Below are 16,674 nucleotides of genomic sequence, written 5' to 3'. Positions count from 1 at the left end.
GAGGGACTGCAACCCAGGCAGGGAGGACGGGAGTGAGCGTCGCGACCATCGAAGAGGGCCCGTTGCTGGGTCCGAGCTTCTTCCTCTCCCGGACGGCGCTCCGCTCGCTCGCGTTGGCCCACCGTGACGGCTACGGCGCCGCACGGCCCTATCCCCATGTCGTCATCGATGGCTTCCTGGGAGAGCGGCTCGCATCCGGACTGGCGGAGGTCTTCCCGGGCGCCTCCGAGGCCCACTGGAAGCGGCGAGATCACCAGGAACAGGCGGCGCGCCTGGGGCAGCTCCAGCGCAAGGCCTTCGAGGGGGTGCATGGAGCGCTCCGGCACCTGCTCTCGGAATTGTCGAGCATGTCGTTCCTCGACTTCCTGGAGACACTCACCGGCGTTCAAGGGCTCATCGCGGATCCGCACTTCCGGGGCGCCGGGCTGCACCTCACGCTGCGGGGAGGCCATCTGGCGCTTCACGCGGACTTCAACCGCGACCGCTTCCGTGCGCTCTCACGGCGGCTCACCGTCCTCTACTACCTGAACCCCGGCTGGGAAGCGGCCTGGGGCGGTGACCTCGAGCTGTGGAATGCCGACCTCACCCGGTGCGAGACGAAGATCGCTCCGCTCCTGGATCGGCTGGTCGTGATGGCGCACGGCGATACGTACTGGCATGGCCACCCGTCTCCCCTGGAGTGTCCCGAGGGACGGGGCCGAGCCGCGGTCGCGGCCTACTTCTACACGGCGGAAGCGTCGCCCGACGCGCCGGAGGCCCACAGCGCCATCTGGGCGCCAGGGCGTTCCGGGTCCTCGACGGAGTGACGTGGGCTCAGGAAGCGGGCGGCCCGGCCACTCCCGCCGAGAGCTCGCCCTCGGCGACGCGTCCCGGTGCCGCGGCGCCGGGGTTCGCCTCCGTGGGGGGCTGGAGGATGCGCTTCGACCTGCGGCGCGCGGCGGAGAGGAGGGGCTCCTCGAAGAACTGGTAGCTGACGGCGGCCAGCACCGTGGTCACCGCGATCCACACCGCCAGGAGGACGACAGCGCGCAGCGCGGAGTCGGCGGGCAGGGCGGAGGTGGGGAGCAGCCTGTCCACCCACGTGCGGGTGATGGGGTGGAAGATGTAGAGCCCGAAGCTGAGCTTGCCGATGTACGTCAGCGGCGCGAGCGCACGGGCCTCCCAGCGGCCCAGGGTGAGCATGCGCGCCGCGGGCCGCTGCACCCAGAGCAGGCACGCGCCGAAGACCAGGCCGATCACCAGGAAGCCCACGACGGGGCGGTGCGGGAAGTACACGAGGACGCCCAGACACAGGGCGATGACGGCCCAGGTGGAGAGGCGGACCTGGCGCTCGGAGCGGGCCCACGTCCAGCCATTGAACGCGTGCGAGGCGACGGCGGTGATGAGCCCCACGGCGAGCTGGTCCATGCGCGACAGCGTGCTGTGGAAGAGCTTGAAGACGTAGAGGTTGTCGGGGATGACCCCGTCGCCGCGCAGGGTGAACAGCTCGTGCCGGTACACGAGCGACACGGCGATGGCGGCCAGGGACAGCCCGAGGAACGCCGAGGCCAGTGTGTCGCGGCGCCGCGAGCAGACGAGGATGAGCAGACCCACCGCGAGGTAGAACTGCTCCTCGATGGCCAGCGACCAGAAGATGCCCAGCTCGAGCGTGTTCTGGCCGAAGTAGTTGGACGTGAAGGTGACGTAGGGCCGCCACCAGTCGCGCAGCACCGAGGCGGCCTCCGGGTTGAAACCCGGCAGCCCCAGGGCGTAGACGGCGAGCAGCACGAAGTAGAGCGGGAAGATGCGCGCCGAGCGCAGCAGCCAGTACGCCTTGGCCTGCTTGCCCTGGCCGCGCTCGCCCGAGGTGGCTGCCCGCTCCAGGCAGGTGCTGCCGATCAGGAAGCCCGACAGGACGAAGAAGAGATCCACGCCCCGGCCGCCCCACTCGCCGAGCTTGCCGAAGTGATGGCCCAGGCCCGAGGGCAGGTGGTGGAAGAGGACGGTGAGGATGGCGATGGCCCGCAGGACGTCCACGAAGGCCATGCGGTTGCCCAGCACTCCGGGCGTGTGCTCACGCCGGGCCTCGCTCGGGTGTCCAACGCTCATTCCAGTCTCTTGGCTCACGGGTGGGGCGTGGGGGTGTACACGGTCACTCCGGGGACTTCAACCCTGCCCGGCGGACGGCCACCGGGGGCGCTCGCCCTCCCGCTTGCCTGTCCTGGGGGCCCGAGCCGGTTCCGCCCCCTGGCACGAGCCGATGATTCCTTGGCGCGATCGGATGGGCATGCCCTGGCGCTCTTCGTGACTCTTCGTCTGGCCCCCGGTGCCAAGACCGCCAGATAGGGCTACTGGCACCTGCGGGAGAAGCGGCTTCCCCAGGCGCTCGCGTTCCTGGAGCGCGGCGTGGCCCTGGGCCGCGAGCAACAGGATGCCCACGTTCCCGACTTCCAGCGGCACGTGGACGCGCTGCGCGCACGGCTGTAGGGGGAGCTCACGCACCTGGCGCGAGAGAACACTGCTCGTCCTGGAGAAGCTCGGGCTGGGTGGGCAGGCCTGCCTGGATGAGCTTCCGCGCCGCCATCATCTCGCGAGGCCTGTTCATCGCGAAGGCCGAGATGGGCTTCCGGTCTGCGAGGAAGAAACACACGAAGGAGCGGTCGGGGAGGGAGCCGCGCACGACGGCCTGGTCGGCTCCTTCCGCTCGCCCCGCGAGTTGCAGCCGCACACCATACTGCTCCGAGCCCGCCCCCGGCAGCACCAGGGCCGGGGTGGGCCTGCCGGCCATGCCCTGACCCGCGGCGATCCCCTGGGTATGTGCACTCCCGTAGCTCTCCAGGCGCAGGGCGCTCCCTTCGCCAGGGTGGAGCACACGTGTGACGTCGCCCGCGGCCCAGATGCCGGGCACCCGGGTGCGGCAGTGGTCGTCCACCATCACGCCGTCGTCCAGGAGGAGACCGGAGCCGAGGAGCCAGCCGGTGTTGGGCTGCACTCCCACCGCGAGCAGCACGAGCTCGCAGGCGAGGGTCTCGCCGTTGGAGAGGCGCGCACGCTCCACGCTTTCCTTGCCCTCGAAGGCGTGGACACGGGTCGACGTCAGGACGGTGACGCCGTTCGCGCGGTGGAGCGCCTCCACCGCCTGGGTCGCCACGTTGGAGCTCCCGAGGAGGCGCTGGAGGGGGGCGGGACTGGACTCCACCACCGTGACGTCCATGCCCAGCTGCCGTGCGGAGGCCGCCGCCTCGAGGCCCACCAGGCCCGCTCCGACGACGAGCAGGTGCCGGGTGCGGGAAAGCCGCTCCTTGAGGGCCTCCGCATCCGCACGGGTGCGCAGCGTGAGGACTCCGTCGAGCTCCGCCCCGGGGACGGGCAGCCGTCGCGCGCTCGCCCCGGTGGCGATGAGCAACTGCTCGAAGTGGAGCCGGCGGCCATCCGAAAGGCGCACCTGCCTGGCCCGGGTGTCGAGCGACTCGGCGTTCTGGCCGAGCATCAGCTCCACGCCCATGTCGCGGTAGAAGGACTCCGGTTGGATGAGGAGCTCGTCCGGGGGAGTCCGGCCCAGGAGGAATCCCTTGGAGAGCGGTGGCTTTTCGTAGGGGAGGCTGTCCTCGGCGGAGACGAGGACGAGGCGTCCCTCGTAGGCCGCGCCTCGCATCGCCTCCACTGCGCGAACGGCTGCGATGCCACTTCCGATGATGAGGTTCATGGGGCTCGGGAGGGGAAGGAGCGCCAGACGGAAGCCCGGACACGCGGGGCCCGCCGCCTGGCGCTCGTCGCGGAGACATCACACCGCCGGGGTGGACTCGTAGCCGGCGTCGCGAAGCGCCTCCACCATGGCCGTGAGCGGCGCGGAGGCCGGGTCGTGCTGCACGTGCACCTTGCCTTCCTTCACGCGCACCTCCACCGCTCCCACGCCCTCCAGGCCTTGCAGCGCATCGGTGACGTGGCGCACGCACGAGTTGCAGGTCATTCCGGAGACGGCGAGGGTGATTCGCTGCGAGTTGCTCATGGGAGTCTTCCTTTCGGGTGAGCGGGGCGGAAGCTCTTCCGTCCCCGCACCTGGAAAACGCGGCGGCGCCCGGCGAATTACAGGCGCCGCACGCGTGAAATGGCGTCAGGCGAGGTCGATGCCGTCCGCGCGCATCCGGGCCGCGTCGGCGGGTCCCGCCACGGTGCCGGCGGGATGCTGGTACCAACCCTCACGGTCCTCGGGCCGCGGGTCGTCGCGCACCTTGAGCACGGTGAACATGCCGCCCATGTCGATGTAGCTGAAGGGCCCGTGGGCGCCCCGCATGGGAAGGCTGTTGGGCGGGAGGGCCATCTCCATCTCCCCCATGCCTCCCATGCCCGTCGTCCCCATCGTCATGTACTCGGGAGCCACCCGGCTCATGCGCCGGTCCAGCTTGCGCGTGTCCACCCCCACCATGTTGGGCAGCCCATGGCCCATCTGCGTCATCACGTGGTGGGTCATGTGGCAGTGCATGGCCCAGTCCCCGGGCTCGGTGGGGACGAACTCGATGACGCGCGTGGCGCCGGTGGGCACGAGCACGGTGGTCTCCGGCACCTGGGCGGAGGCCGGCACGTAGCCCCCGTCCGTCGCCGTCACCTTGAAGTTGAGCCCGTGCAGGTGGATGGGGTGGTGGTCCATGGGCGAGAGGTTGCCCAGGCGGATGCGCACCCGGCTGCCCGTGCGCACCAGCAGCGGCTCGGTCGCGGGGAAGGACTTGCTGTTGAAGGTGAGGACGTTGAAGTCACTCATCTCGTTGGGGTCCGGCCGCTTCGCCCCCACGTCCAGCTTCCACTCGTGCGTCATCAGCGCGAAGTCGTGCTCCACGCGGGGCCCACGCGGGGTGCGCGGGTGCACGATGAACATGCCCTCCATGCCGAGCGCGATCTGCGTCATCTCGTCGTAGTGCGGGTGGTACATGTACGTGCCCGGCTCGCGCACGACGAACTCGTAGACGTACGTCTCCCCCGGTGGAATGGGCTTCTGGTTGAGCCCCGCCACCCCATCCATGCCGTTGGGGAGGATGATGCCGTGCCAGTGCACGGTGGTGGGCTCGGGCAGGCGGTTGGTGACGTAGAGGCGCAGCCTGTCTCCCTCCACCGCCTCGAGGGTGGGCCCGGGGGAGCGGCCGTTGTAGCCCCACACCCTGGCCGACAGGCCCGGGGCGAAGGTGTGCTCGAGCTCCTCGGCGATGAGGTGGCCCACCTTGACGCCGCCCACCACCTTCCACGGCAGGGTGGCGCCATTGGGGGTGACGACGCCTGGCTGCCCACCCGGAGCGACGACGCGGCGGGGCTGGAAGGGCGGGAGCTCCGCGGGGGCGTGGGGGCCGGGCGTCACCTCGGCGTGGGCCACGCCGGCCCGGCCCAGCAGGGCGGCTCCGGTGGCCAGGCTGCTCCACTGCAAGAAAGAACGACGGTCCATGATTCAGTGTCCTCCGGCCTCACCGGCGGGCGTGCCGGGAGTGGAAAGGGTTTGAAGGGGAAGTCCCACGCGCTGCCCGCCCAGGAGCGCGTCCACCGCGGCCCGCGCCGTCCAGTAGTCCTGGAGCGCCGAGGCGTGGGCCAGCTCGGCGTCCAGCTGCTCGCGGCGCGCCTGGAGGAGCTGGAAGATGCCCACCTGCATCGCGTTGAACTGCAGCTGCACCTGCTGCATCACGCGCCGGCGCGCCGGCACGATGACGCCGCCGTACTGACGGGCGCGGGCCTGGGCCATCTGGAGGCGATTGCGCGCCTCGCGCGCGGCCGAGCGGATGCCGGTCGCCGCCGCCTCGTAGCGCTCCGAGAGGGCGTCGAACTGCGCCTCGACGGAGGCCACCGTGCCCTGGCGCCGGTCGAAGAGCGGGAGGGACAGGCTGGCACCGCCACCCACCTCCCAGGTGTCCCCGTCCCGCTCCGCGTGCACGTCCACCTGCACCTCCGGCACCCAGCCCGCGGTGCGCTCCAGGGCGGTGCGGCGGGAGAGTCCGTCCAGCCGGGCGCGCATCTCCCCGAGCTCGAGGCTCGCCTCGACGGCCCGCCGCTCGAGCTGCTCCGGCGGGGCCGCCGCCTCGGGGGCCTCGGGCAGGCCGCTCGCGACGGTCCACCGCGTCTGCTCCCCATGCAGGCCGAGAAGGCGGTGGAGGCGCTCGCGCTGCTCGAGGACGGCCAGCTCCAGCTCCGCCGTGGTGGCGCGGGCCGACTCGTAGGCGGCCTCCTGGCTGGCCAGGGTGAGCTCGGGCACGTTGCCGGCCTCGTAGAGGGCCCGCGCCGCCTCGCGCCCCGCGGCGAAGGCCTCCAGCGCCCGCGTGGAGGCCTCCAGGCGCTGCCGCGCTGCCTGGAGGGCGTAGAAGGCGCTGCGCACGTCGTAGGCCAGCTGCACCACCGCGGCGGCCGCCCGGTAGCGCGCGGCCTCCATGCCGGCGCCCGCCACCGCGGTGCGCAGCGGCGTCAGCAGGGCGTGCGTGAGGTCGAACCCGATGAAGTAGTCCTGCTGCAGGGGCGCGCCGGGCTCCATCGTGGCACGCAGATCGAACTCCACCTCCGGGTTGGGCAGCAGCCCCGCCTGGATGAGCTCGCCGCGGGCCACGCCCATGTCCCGCATGGCCCCGCGCAGCGCCCGGTTGTTGAGGAAGGCCACCTGCACGGCGCTCTCGGCCGTCAGGGGCTGGGCGAGCAGCGGCGCCACCTCCTCCTCCGTCCGCGGGGCCTGGGGGAGGGGGACGTTGACGGCGGAGGGGAGCGGTGCGCGTGTCAGCTCGCGCACCCGGGCGAGGTCCGCGGCGTGGTAGGGCGTGGCGCAGCCGACGAGGCCCGCGAGGGCCCCCAGGGACAGCAGGTGCCTAGTGCGCATGGGGGCTCCCCTCCGTCGTGGGCCGCGGCTCGGCCAGGCCCTGCCAGTCCCCCGTGGGCTCGCCCGGCAGCGGCGGCTCCTCGCCGAGTGCCACCCCGACGGCGGCGGCCGGGGCCTCCGGTGCGGCGGCGGAGGCGGCCGAGGTGGGCGGGGGGGCCACCTGGCGCGTCCGCGAGGCGCATGCACCGAGCCCTCCTCCCGCCACCCATGTCAGTCCCAGCAGGGCGGCCATCCGCCTGCCCTGCGTCCATCGTTTCTCCATCTGTGATTCCTCCAGCTTCGGGGCTCTCGAGCGCTGGAGACGTAAAGGGGGGCGCGGGCATTACACCGCGACGGGAGGGGGGGCGCTCGCCGGGCTGTAATGGGCGGGGAGGGGGCGCGTCTGCCGGGGCATGAGCGGCGGTTTTCGCCGCTGCGCAACCAGAGGAGTGCAAGGCATGCAGACCCCGGTCCAGAAACTCCAACCCATGCAGGGAGGGGCCGCGCCCGGTGCGAGCGACGAGCTGCCCATCCTGGGAATGACGTGCGCCGCGTGCGTGCGGCGCATCGAGAAGGCCCTGGGGGCGGTTCCGGGCGTCGCCTCCGCGTCGGTGAACCTGGCCCTCAAGCGGGCGAAGGTGACGTACGACCCGAGCCTGACGTCGCCTTCGCGGCTGGCCGAGGCGGTGAAGCGGGCCGGGTACGAGGTCCCCGAGGTGCCGCTCGTGAAGGGCAGCGCGTCCGCCCGCCGCTCGGAGGCCGCGGACGCCGCGGAGGAGAAGGATCGGCGCGCCCTGAAGCGCGACTTCCTCCTCGCCCTCTCCTTGACGGTGCCGCTGCTGGTGGTGGCGATGTCCCACGGGGCCATCCCCGGGAGCGACGGGACGTGGGGCCGGTGGCTGCAATTCCTGCTGGCCACGCCCGTCGTCTTCGGCCCGGGGCGGCGCTTCTTCCGCCTGGCGTGGGCGGCGCTGAGGCACCGGGCCGCGGACATGAACACCCTCGTGGCCATGGGCACGGGCGCCGCCTGGGGCTACTCGACGGTGGCGCTCGTGGCACCGGGCCTCTTCCCCCACGCGGAGCACGGCATGGTGCCGCACCTCTACTTCGAGGCGGCCGGGGCCATCCTCACCTTCGTGCTGCTGGGCAAGCTGCTCGAGACGCGGGCCCGCAAGCGCCTGGCGGATGCGGTGCGGGGGCTCGTCGCGCTGCAGCCGAAGCTGGCGCGCGTGGTGGAGGACGGCGTGGAGCGGGACGTGCCCGTGGAGGCGCTCACCGCGGGGCACCTCGTGCTGGTGCGTCCGGGGGAGCGGGTCCCCGTGGATGGAGAGGTCGTGCGCGGGCAGTCCGCCGTGGATGAGTCCATGCTGACGGGGGAGAGCATGCCCGTGGAGAAGGGGGTGGGGGCGCCCGTCTTCGGCGGCACCCTCAACCAGAGCGGTGCCCTCACCTTCCGGGTGACGCGCACGGGGGGCGACACGGCGCTCGCGCGCATCGTGGAGGCGGTGGAGCAGGCCCAGGGCTCGCGCGCCCCCATCGCCCGTCTGGCGGACGTGGTGAGCGGCATCTTCGTGCCGGTGGTGCTGGCAATCGCCACGGTGACGTTCGGGGTGTGGCTGGCCGTGGACCCCACGGCCGCGGGCCTGGCCACGGCGGTGGAGCGCTTCGTGGCCGTGCTGGTCATCGCCTGCCCGTGCGCGCTGGGGCTCGCCACCCCCGCGGCGGTGGCCGTGGGCACGGGCCGCGGGGCGGAGCTCGGCGTGCTGGTGAAGGGCGGGGCGGCGCTGGAGGCGGCAAGCCGCATCGACACGGTGCTGCTGGACAAGACGGGGACGCTCACCGAGGGCCGGCCGACGCTGACGGACGTGGTGGACATCTCGGGAGAGGGCGAGGAGGTGCTGCTGGCGCGGGTGGCGAGCGTCGAGCGCGAGAGCGAGCACCCGGTGGCGCGCGCGCTGGTGGAGGGCGCGCGGGAGTGGGGCGTGACGCCGCGGCAGCCCGTGGGCTTCCGGGCCGAGGCCGGCTACGGGGTGGAGGCCGAGGTGGACGGCCGGAAGGTGCGGGTGGGCACCGAGGCCTGGCTGCGGCAGGTGGGGGTGTCCACCCAGCCACTCGAGGAGGAGGCGGAGCGCCTCTCCGCTTCCGGGCGCACGCCTTCCTTCGTGGCCGTGGACGGGAAGCTCGCGGGCCTGGTGGCGGTGGCGGACCGGCCGGCGCCCGGCGCGCGCGGCGCGGTGGAGGCCCTGCGGGGCATGGGCATCCGGGTGGCCATGGTGACGGGGGACCGGCGCGGGACGGCCACCGCCGTGGCACGCGAGCTCGGCATCCAGGAGGTGCACGCGGAGGTGAAGCCCGAGGACAAGGCGCGCCTGGTCGCCGAGCAGCGGGAGAAGGGGAGGACGGTGGCCATGGTGGGGGACGGAATCAACGACGCCCCGGCGCTGGCGGGAGCCCATGTGGGTGTGGCCATCGGGAGTGGCACGGACATCGCCGTGGCGGCCGCGGACGTGGCGCTGCTGCGCGGCGGCATCGTGGGGCTGCCCGGGGCCCTGCGGCTGGCGCGGAGCACGCTGCGCACCATCCGGCAGAACCTCTTCTGGGCCTTCGTCTACAACGTCATCGGCATTCCCATCGCCGCGGGGCTTCTCTACCCGTGGACGGGCTGGCTGCTCTCCCCGGTGCTCGCCAGCGCCGCCATGTCGCTCTCGAGCGTCTCGGTGCTGGCCAACTCCCTGCGCCTGCGGCACTTCCGCCCCGCCTGAGCCGGGCCGCCGCCCCCGGGGTGTAATTCCCGGGGAGCGGCTGCGTCTCTCCGGGTGCTGGACACACCCACCCTGGAGGTACCCCATGTGGAAGCCTGGTTCCCTGATTGCCGCCCTGCTCGCCCTCTCGCCTGCCGTGGGGGTGCTGCCGCCCATGAACGCCCATGCCGGGGAGGCGCCCACGCCCCGCGAGGTCCAGGTGCGCGTGGAGCGCGGCTACAACCCCGCCCGCATCGAGGTGCGGGAGGGGGAGCGGGTGCGGCTCACCTTCCTGCGCACCGAGTACACCCCCTGCACGAAGGAGGTGGTGTTCCCCACCCTCGGCATCCGCGAGGAGCTGCCGCCCCACCAGCCCGTCACCGTGGAGCTGCCGCCGCAGAAGGTGGGCGAGGTGGAGTTCCACTGCGGCATGAAGATGAGCCGCGGCAAGGTGGTGGTGACGCCCCACGCTCACGAGGCGCACTGAGGAGGCCGGCATGTCCGCACCCCAACTGGCGCCCGTCTCCCCCCCGCTGTCCGCCGAGGCCGTGGCGGACGTCCTCCTCGCCCACCGGCGCACCTTCCTCGGCTTCCTGCGCAAGCGCATGGGGGGCGGGGCCGCCGCCGAGGACGTGCTCCAGGAGGCACTGGTGCGCGCACTCACGCGGCTTCCGCTCCTGGAGGACGAGCAGGCCGTCCTGAGGTGGTTCTACCGCGCCCTGCGCAACGCCCTGGTGGACCAGCACCGGCGGCACGAGGCGGCCTCCCGCGCGCTGGAGGCGCTCGCGCGGGAGCCCGAAGAGGTTGGCGTGCCTGATGCTTCTCAGCGCCAGACCCCCTGCGGGTGCGTCACGCGCCTGGCCACCTCCCTCAAGCCGGAGTACGCGCGGGCGCTCGAGCGCGTGGAGGTGGAGGGCATCGCGGTGAAGGACTTCGCCGCCGAGCAGGGCCTCTCCCGCGGCAACGCGGCCGTGCGTGCCTTCCGCGCACGCGAGGCGCTGCGCAGGCAGGTGTCCTCCACCTGCGGTGCCTGTGCCGACGAGGGCTGCCAGGACTGCAGCTGCGGGGAGGAGTGAAGGCGCCTACTGGCCACCTAACCGGGGCAAGCCCAGAGCCCTACCTCTCGATGCGGTCGAAGAGCTTCGCCAGGACGGACTCGTAGAGCCGCAGCTGCCCGGTGACAATCTCGCCTCGCACCTTGTAGCCCGGGCGGACCTCGAACGGGTGTGGAGGGGGCAGGTCCACGATGGCGAAGAATTCATTGGCATCGTTCGGTGGGGACACGTAGCGGACCTGCCCCTTGAGCACCCCGTACCGATGGAAATGAAACGCGTCCACCTTGAGGTGCGCCGGCTGGCCTGCCAGCACTCGCTTCACCTCGTCCTGCGTCAGCTTGAACTTCGCATACAGCGCGCTCCCCTCCTCCAGCACGGGCGCCACCTCGACCAGGATTTCTCCCGCGAGGAGCCGGTCGCTGCTCGCCTTCGTATTGTAGACGTAGCGGATGGTGCCACGGATGTCCGCCCGCACCTCCCGCCTGGCCGCGAGCCGGCCGCGCAGCTCCTTCTCCTCGCGCTGCTTCTCCAGCTCCCTCCGCAGCTTGTTGGCCCGCTCGAGCAGCGAGAGCCGCGCCGCCTCCGCGCCGAGCAGCTCCAGCTCGACGCGGGTGAGCTCGCCGCGGTAGGTGCCCCCCAGCTTGAGCCCCGCCGCCTCCTGCTCCCGCCGGAGCCTCGACAACTCGGCGGCGGCGCTCTTCGTCTCCAGGACGCCGCGGTAGTCCGCCTCGTGCTCCTCCTTCGAGAGCAGCCCTCGCTCTTGCAGCCCGCGGCTGCGCTCCGCTTTCACCTCCGCCAGCGCCTGCTTCTCCCGGGCGAGCTCCAGCTGGCGGGAGAGCGCGTCCAGGCTCTGGCGGGCCTGGGCCTCCTCCACCCCGTGTTTCTGCCGCAGGAGCGTGAGCTGGCGGCGGTGGTGCACGACCTGCTCGCCCGCGTTGTCAATCTGCTCCACCACCGTCCGCAGCTCCTCCTCCAGGGCCTGGGAGTCCGCCTCCGCCTTTCGCGCGGTGGCGGCGACCTCCTCGTTGTCCAGGAGCATCAGGAGCTGGCCCTCCTCCACGGCTTGCCCCTCACGGACGTACTGGGCCACCACCCGCACCTCGTACGGCGCCTTGTGGACGGAGCGGGGCCGGTAGGAGAGCACCTCCCCCTCACGGACGTGCACGACGGCATTCACCTCCACCGTCGCGAAGAGCACCACCCCGAGGCCGAAGCACCCCACGAGCAGCGCGAACATTCCCCTTATATGGCCGAGGCCGCCCATGCCACCTCCCGGGCCGACGTGCCGTCCGTCATGCCCTCCTCGCCCGCCTCCTGGATGCGCCCGCCGCGCAGCAGGACCTTGCTGCTCAGCTGCAGCCCCTCCACGGGCTCGTGCGAGATGAAGAGCATCGCCCGATCGCCAATCTCCCCCAGCAACCTGGCGATGGCGGCCTTCGATTCCTGGTCGATCCCCCGGAAGATCTCGTCGAAGATCAGCACGTCCGCCTCCGAGAGCAGGGCGCGCAGCACCAGCACCTTGCGCCGCTGGCCGGTGGACAGGTTGCGCCCCCCTTCCTCGATGAGCCGCTCCAGGTTGTCCGGGTGCTGGACGATGCAGTCGTAGAAGCCGATTCGCTTCGCCAGCTCCACGATGCGCCGCGTGCTGTGGCGCCGGCCGAAGGTGATGTTGAAGCGCAGCGTCTCGTTGAAGAGGGTGTCCTCCGCCGAGACCAGCACCACCCGTCGCCGCAGTGCCCGCTCGCCGAGCAGCTCACGGGGGACGTCGTTGACCAGCACCGTCCCACTGGAGGGCTGCTGGAGCCCGGCCAGCACTCGCACCAGGGTGGACTTCCCGCTCCCGTTGGCCCCCATCAGGAGCACCTTCTCCCCTTTGTGCAGCGTCAGGTCCGCCCCGTCCAGGACGGAGAGGCCCGAGGGGTAGCGATAGGCGAGTCCCCGCGCCTCCAGCACCTCCACCCGCACGTCCTCCTCTGGCGCGCGCGGGGCGCGGCTGGCTCCACCCTCGCCGAAGTCGAAGTAGCGCCTCAGGATCACGAGGTTCTCCTGCAGCGAGAGGTTCTCCTCGAGCAGCGTGGTGAAGGAGGAGAAGATCTTCGCCGACAGGGCGATGAAGGTGAGGAGCTGTCCGAGCGTGATCGCCTGCTGGGCAATCAGTCCGCGGGCGCACAGCAGGATGAGCAGCAGCGAGGCCGCCGTGGTGACGAGGGCGACGGCCGCGGTGCTGGCGAGGTCGAGCAGCTTCCCCTTGCGCTGCGTCTCCAGGTAGCGCCCCGCCTGGGTCCCCAGCTGCGCGCTGAAGTGCGCCTCCAGGTTGAAGGCCCGGATGGGTTGCACCCCCTCCAATCCTTCCACCAGGCAGGAGAGCAGGTCGGCCTTGTTGCGGAAGCGCTCGCTCTCCAGCCGCCGGAGCACCGGCGTCACCGCCAGGAGGAGGGCGCCCAGCACCAGCAGGGTCAACAGGACGAGCGCGGCGGCCCGCCAGTTGAGCACGAACAGCACGACGAGCGCGTTGAGGGAGACACAGGCGTTGACGACGATTCGTGAGAAGTAGCTGGTGAAGAAGCTCTTGAGCTTGAGGCTGTCGCTGACGCGCTCGAGCAGGTCCCCCCGCGTGAAGGAGCGCAGGTATTGGATGCTCCCCGTCAGCATCCGCTTCCCGAAGCGCAGCAGGAAGTAGCGGTCCAGCTCCAATCCCAGGTGCACCGCCACGTACCGGGTGTACACCCCCATGAGGATGTCGAACAGCCTGAAGAGTCCCAGGCCCAGGACGAAGGTGGTCAGCACTCCAAAGTCGAACTGGGGGATGATCTCGTCGACGAGCAACTGGTTGACGAAGACGGCGGTGTGCGTCGTCACGGACGAGAGCACGGCGGCCAGGAGGAAGAGGTACCAGATACCGCGCAGCGCGCCGACCTCCTTCACCAGCCGCCAGAGCGGATGGGCCGGCGGCTCGTCAGGCACCTGCCGCTCCGCCCTCGAGGCCGGCGGCCGCACCACGAGCACCACGGGCGTCGCCAGCACCCGCCGCTCCTCACTGCCCTCCACCGCGCGGAAGCGCTGGGGAACGGACGAGAGTTGCTGGTGGTGGACCAGGTCGGCGAGGAAGGCCCGCTCGGCCGCCTCGTCCTTCAACCCGAAGTTCTGCTTCACGTAGCCGAAGTAGAGCAGCTTGTTGTACAGCGCCCCCACCTCGGCCTCGCTGGGAGGAGTGTCCAGCTGGAGCCCGTACCTCCCCAGCTCCTCCATCACCTGGCCCCGGATGCGGCCGCGCCACAGTTCCTGCGTCAGGGGCACCTGGACGGGGTGCACGCGCCGGACGAAGTCGGCCACCGTCCAGCGCTCCACCTGCCCGTGGGTGGGGTTGAGGATGCGCAGCCGCCCCCGCTCCACCCCGTCCACCACCACGTAGTGCAGCAGTCCGGTGGCCCGCACGCGCACCGTGGCCAGACACGGGGCGAGCTCGCCCAGCTTCCTCTCCAGCCCCGCGGCATCGTTGACGTCCAGCGGTTGCGTGCGCACCCCGAAGCCGTGCTCCTGGAGAAACGCCTTGAGGCTGTCGAGGCGCAATCCCTCGGCGTCCAGAGGAAGGGCGGCGGCGATGGTCTCGCGACTCATGGGGACCCCGAGCCGCTCGCAGAGCGTCTTCACCGCGCTGATTCCGCAGTCGTTGCTCCTCAACTGCGGGTCCACCTTCAGACGGGCCCGGCGCAGCCATTCCCCGAGGCTCATGGGCGGACGGGCTCCCCGGCCCGGACGGGCCGCGCGCCGCGCCGCCAGGCCGCACGCCAGCCCTCCAGCAGCTCCACGGCGTTGGGGAGGCGCTCCTCCGGAGCCTTGGCGAGGGCGCGCTCGATGATGTCGGCGAGGGCCGCCGGGATGCGCTCGCCCTCCGGAGTCCACACCGCGCGGGGGGCGGGTTGGCCGCGGATGGCCTGCGCCAGCCGTCTCCACAGCACCCTCTCCGCGAAGGGCGGGTGGCCCGTGAGGATTTCGTGGAGCAACACCCCCAGCTGGAACACCTCCGAGCGCATGTCACCCGGGCGGCTGCTGATGCTGAGCGAGCCGGGCTCGATGCGCTCGGGGGGGGCATGAAGGCGGGAAGGCCGCCATGGGGGACGGAGGCCTCCTCCTCCGGGTCGCCGCTGCGCCGCGAGAGGCCGAAGTCGATGAGCTTCACCCGGTGCTCGTCCGTCAGCATGAAGTTGCGCGAGTGGACATCGCCGTGCAGCAAGCCGTGGCGGTGCAAGTGGGCGAGCGCGGCGAGCGCCTCGGTCCCGATGCGCACCCGCTCCGGCAGGGACAGGGAGGACTCCGCCATGGCGTGACGAATCGAGTTGCCGCCGGCGTACTCCAGCGCGGCGTAGCAGGGCTTTCCGGGGTGGAAGGCCAACAGGCGACAGACGTTCTCATGCGGGGCCAGCCCGGCCATGAAGGAGAACTCCCGCTCGAAGAGCTCGCGCTCACGGTCCGCCCTGGGACCCTGCAGGATGAAGACCTTGAGCACCACGGACATCCCGGTGCCCACCTGCCGCGCGTGATGGAGCGCCACGTCTGACTTCTCCACGATCAGCGCTCCGACGCGGTACTCACCGAGCACCTGCCCGGGGGTGAGCGTCCAGGTGGACTCCTCCCGGAGGTCGGCCCCCGCGGAGCGCAGCAGGCCGGCGCGCCGCATGCGCTGGAAGAAGGTGCGCACCGTGGGGGCGATGGCCTCGGGTGGACACCCCGCCTGGCGCGCCAGCTCCTCCAGCGCCTCCGCCTCCGTCCGCGGCTTCCTGAACAGCTCCAGGTAGCTCTTGATGACGCTGTTGACCAGGTAGCAGTACTGGTGAGCGCGCGTGTCCACCACCATGAAGCGCTCGCCGGCGCTTGCGCCGGTGCTCGCATCCGAGCCACCGGGGAGACTCGAGCCCTCGCTCGAGGAGTGGAGCTCGAAGTACTCCGGAAACACATAGAGACGTTGCGGTGTCATGACCGGGACAAGGGCGTGGTGCGCCAGGGCTGAAGCCTGTTCTTCAGCCCGTTCTACTTGTGGCCAGACTTCCAGGAGCAGCTCTTGCTCTTGCTCCGACTCTTGCTCCTGCTCTTGCTCTTCTTGCTCTTGCTCTTGCTGGTGCCCCAACCGGCCTTGAACTCGAGGACGCGGTCCATCTGCTCTTCGGTCAGCTCATCGAGAATCTTCGAAAGATTCAGCATGGAAACCCCTCCAAGAAAGAACTGATGGCGAATGCTTCGGATGACGATGCCCTGGCGCACCCCGCCCCCCGATGCGACCTGCTCCGAATCGCACCGCAACGGAAAGCTAGGCAGCGGTCTTCTCGCGGTAGAACTGTCCCTGAGGCAGTCCGTGACGGCGAATAGTGGGCAGGAACTGCGCCTCCCCCTTGCCCGGCCTGGCGAAGCGCACCGGTTGCGAGACGGGCTCAACCGGCCTCGCGAGGCGCTGAGTGCCCACCCCACCTGAGCCATCCGAACCATGCCCTCGAGGACGTGCACAGCGGCAGCAAGAGGACAAGGAAGCGCAGGGCCATTGGGTAAAAGAAAAGAGCGCCAGACTTTCGCCTGACGCCCTTCTCCGAGTGGGTTGGAACCGCAGGACGTCAGCGGGGATGACCGCCAAGGTCCTTATGCCGAAGCACGGGCGCTCTTGATGCGCCCCTCGATTGACGCCGCTGAGAGCGGCGGGCCCGGGAACTGTCAGCCCCGTCGGATATCCCATCGGATCGGCTACCCGTCGGGGTGTGGCCATCAGCAAGCGTGCTCACGTCTCCATCAACAAGCGTGCGCGGTAACACGCAACAACATCATTCCCGCGCAGCCGGGTGTGCATTGTTGACGCGCAAGCTGGTTGATGGGCGCGTGAGCGAGCTGGGTGATGGGCATCACGCCGGTGGTGGTGCGCCACGGCGGGTGATGGGAAGGCGACGAGCCGCCACCCGGGAGAGTGGCGGCCCGCCGGGTGCAAGGCATCAGGAGGAGGAGACCTGGCGGTCGAGGACGCTCCGGGCGATGTCGGAGTCGACGAGCTTGCGCTTGCGTCGAGCGGCCTCACGCAGACAGAGGGAGGCGAGGCGATCCA

The 16,674-nt window shown here is 71.2% G+C and carries 14 protein-coding genes and 1 pseudogene; 4 read left to right on the top strand and 11 right to left on the bottom strand.

What is annotated here, in order from left to right:
* The first annotated feature begins 32 nt into the window (after window positions 1-32).
* The gene (locus VFZ09_RS32665) at window positions 33-806 is read left to right on the top strand and encodes a 2OG-Fe(II) oxygenase (RefSeq protein ID WP_329731641.1); all 774 of its coding nucleotides are present in this window, start codon (window positions 33-35) and stop codon (window positions 804-806) included.
* Between the two features lie 7 nt (window positions 807-813).
* Here VFZ09_RS32665 and VFZ09_RS32660 read toward each other — a convergent pair whose 3' ends face one another.
* The 6 genes from VFZ09_RS32660 to VFZ09_RS32635 form a co-directional block, all read right to left on the bottom strand.
* Entirely contained in the window at window positions 814-2,088 is a 1,275-nt protein-coding gene (locus VFZ09_RS32660) for an acyltransferase (protein ID WP_329731640.1), read from the bottom strand.
* A gap of 385 nt (window positions 2,089-2,473) precedes the next feature.
* The gene (locus tag VFZ09_RS32655; RefSeq protein WP_329731639.1) at window positions 2,474-3,685 is read right to left on the bottom strand and encodes an NAD(P)/FAD-dependent oxidoreductase; all 1,212 of its coding nucleotides are present in this window, start codon (window positions 3,683-3,685) and stop codon (window positions 2,474-2,476) included.
* Between the two features lie 78 nt (window positions 3,686-3,763).
* Window positions 3,764-3,988 (bottom strand): heavy metal-associated domain-containing protein, encoded by a 225-nt coding sequence (locus VFZ09_RS32650; protein ID WP_329731638.1) that lies wholly within the window; start codon window positions 3,986-3,988, stop codon window positions 3,764-3,766.
* Between the two features lie 105 nt (window positions 3,989-4,093).
* Window positions 4,094-5,410 carry a copper oxidase gene (locus tag VFZ09_RS32645; protein ID WP_329731637.1) on the bottom strand — a complete coding sequence of 439 codons (1,317 nt, stop codon included), beginning with the start codon at window positions 5,408-5,410 and terminating at the stop codon, window positions 4,094-4,096.
* A gap of 3 nt (window positions 5,411-5,413) precedes the next feature.
* Window positions 5,414-6,817, bottom strand: a complete 1,404-nt coding sequence (locus VFZ09_RS32640) for a TolC family protein (protein ID WP_329731636.1) — start codon at window positions 6,815-6,817, stop codon at window positions 5,414-5,416.
* Window positions 6,807-7,079 (bottom strand): hypothetical protein, encoded by a 273-nt coding sequence (locus VFZ09_RS32635; RefSeq protein WP_329731635.1) that lies wholly within the window; start codon window positions 7,077-7,079, stop codon window positions 6,807-6,809. The genes VFZ09_RS32640 and VFZ09_RS32635 overlap by 11 nt, the downstream gene beginning before the upstream one ends.
* Before the next feature lie 175 nt (window positions 7,080-7,254).
* Between VFZ09_RS32635 and VFZ09_RS32630 the strand changes: the two genes are divergently transcribed.
* From VFZ09_RS32630 to VFZ09_RS32620, 3 genes are all read left to right on the top strand, one after another.
* Window positions 7,255-9,558 (top strand): heavy metal translocating P-type ATPase, encoded by a 2,304-nt coding sequence (locus VFZ09_RS32630; protein WP_329731634.1) that lies wholly within the window; start codon window positions 7,255-7,257, stop codon window positions 9,556-9,558.
* An 85-nt stretch (window positions 9,559-9,643) separates the two neighbouring features.
* The gene (locus VFZ09_RS32625; RefSeq protein WP_329731633.1) at window positions 9,644-10,024 is read left to right on the top strand and encodes a cupredoxin domain-containing protein; all 381 of its coding nucleotides are present in this window, start codon (window positions 9,644-9,646) and stop codon (window positions 10,022-10,024) included.
* A 10-nt stretch (window positions 10,025-10,034) separates the two neighbouring features.
* Entirely contained in the window at window positions 10,035-10,613 is a 579-nt protein-coding gene (locus VFZ09_RS32620) for an RNA polymerase sigma factor (RefSeq protein ID WP_329731632.1), read from the top strand.
* A gap of 40 nt (window positions 10,614-10,653) precedes the next feature.
* Here VFZ09_RS32620 and VFZ09_RS32615 read toward each other — a convergent pair whose 3' ends face one another.
* The 5 genes and pseudogenes from VFZ09_RS32615 to VFZ09_RS32595 form a co-directional block, all read right to left on the bottom strand.
* Complete coding sequence (locus VFZ09_RS32615; protein ID WP_329731631.1) at window positions 10,654-11,829, bottom strand: HlyD family efflux transporter periplasmic adaptor subunit; 1,176 nt, start codon at window positions 11,827-11,829, stop codon at window positions 10,654-10,656.
* Between the two features lie 5 nt (window positions 11,830-11,834).
* Complete coding sequence (locus VFZ09_RS32610; protein ID WP_329731630.1) at window positions 11,835-14,324, bottom strand: ATP-binding cassette domain-containing protein; 2,490 nt, start codon at window positions 14,322-14,324, stop codon at window positions 11,835-11,837.
* Window positions 14,321-14,626, bottom strand: coding sequence for a hypothetical protein (locus tag VFZ09_RS32605; RefSeq protein ID WP_329731629.1), 306 nt, complete (start codon window positions 14,624-14,626; stop codon window positions 14,321-14,323). Before VFZ09_RS32605 ends, VFZ09_RS32610 begins: the two co-directional genes overlap by 4 nt.
* A 134-nt stretch (window positions 14,627-14,760) precedes the next feature.
* Window positions 14,761-15,108 (bottom strand): annotated as a pseudogene (locus VFZ09_RS51760) (protein kinase); the annotation flags it as partial.
* 512 nt (window positions 15,109-15,620) lie between these two features.
* Complete coding sequence (locus VFZ09_RS32595) at window positions 15,621-15,791, bottom strand: hypothetical protein (RefSeq protein ID WP_329731627.1); 171 nt, start codon at window positions 15,789-15,791, stop codon at window positions 15,621-15,623.
* Between the last annotated feature and the right edge of the window lie 883 nt (window positions 15,792-16,674).

This window comes from Archangium sp. (assembly GCF_036277355.1).
In the GTDB taxonomy this organism is placed as follows: domain Bacteria; phylum Myxococcota; class Myxococcia; order Myxococcales; family Myxococcaceae; genus Archangium.
The sequence above is the reverse complement of the archived record's forward strand: the minus strand, read 5'-3'. Positions and strand labels throughout refer to the sequence as shown.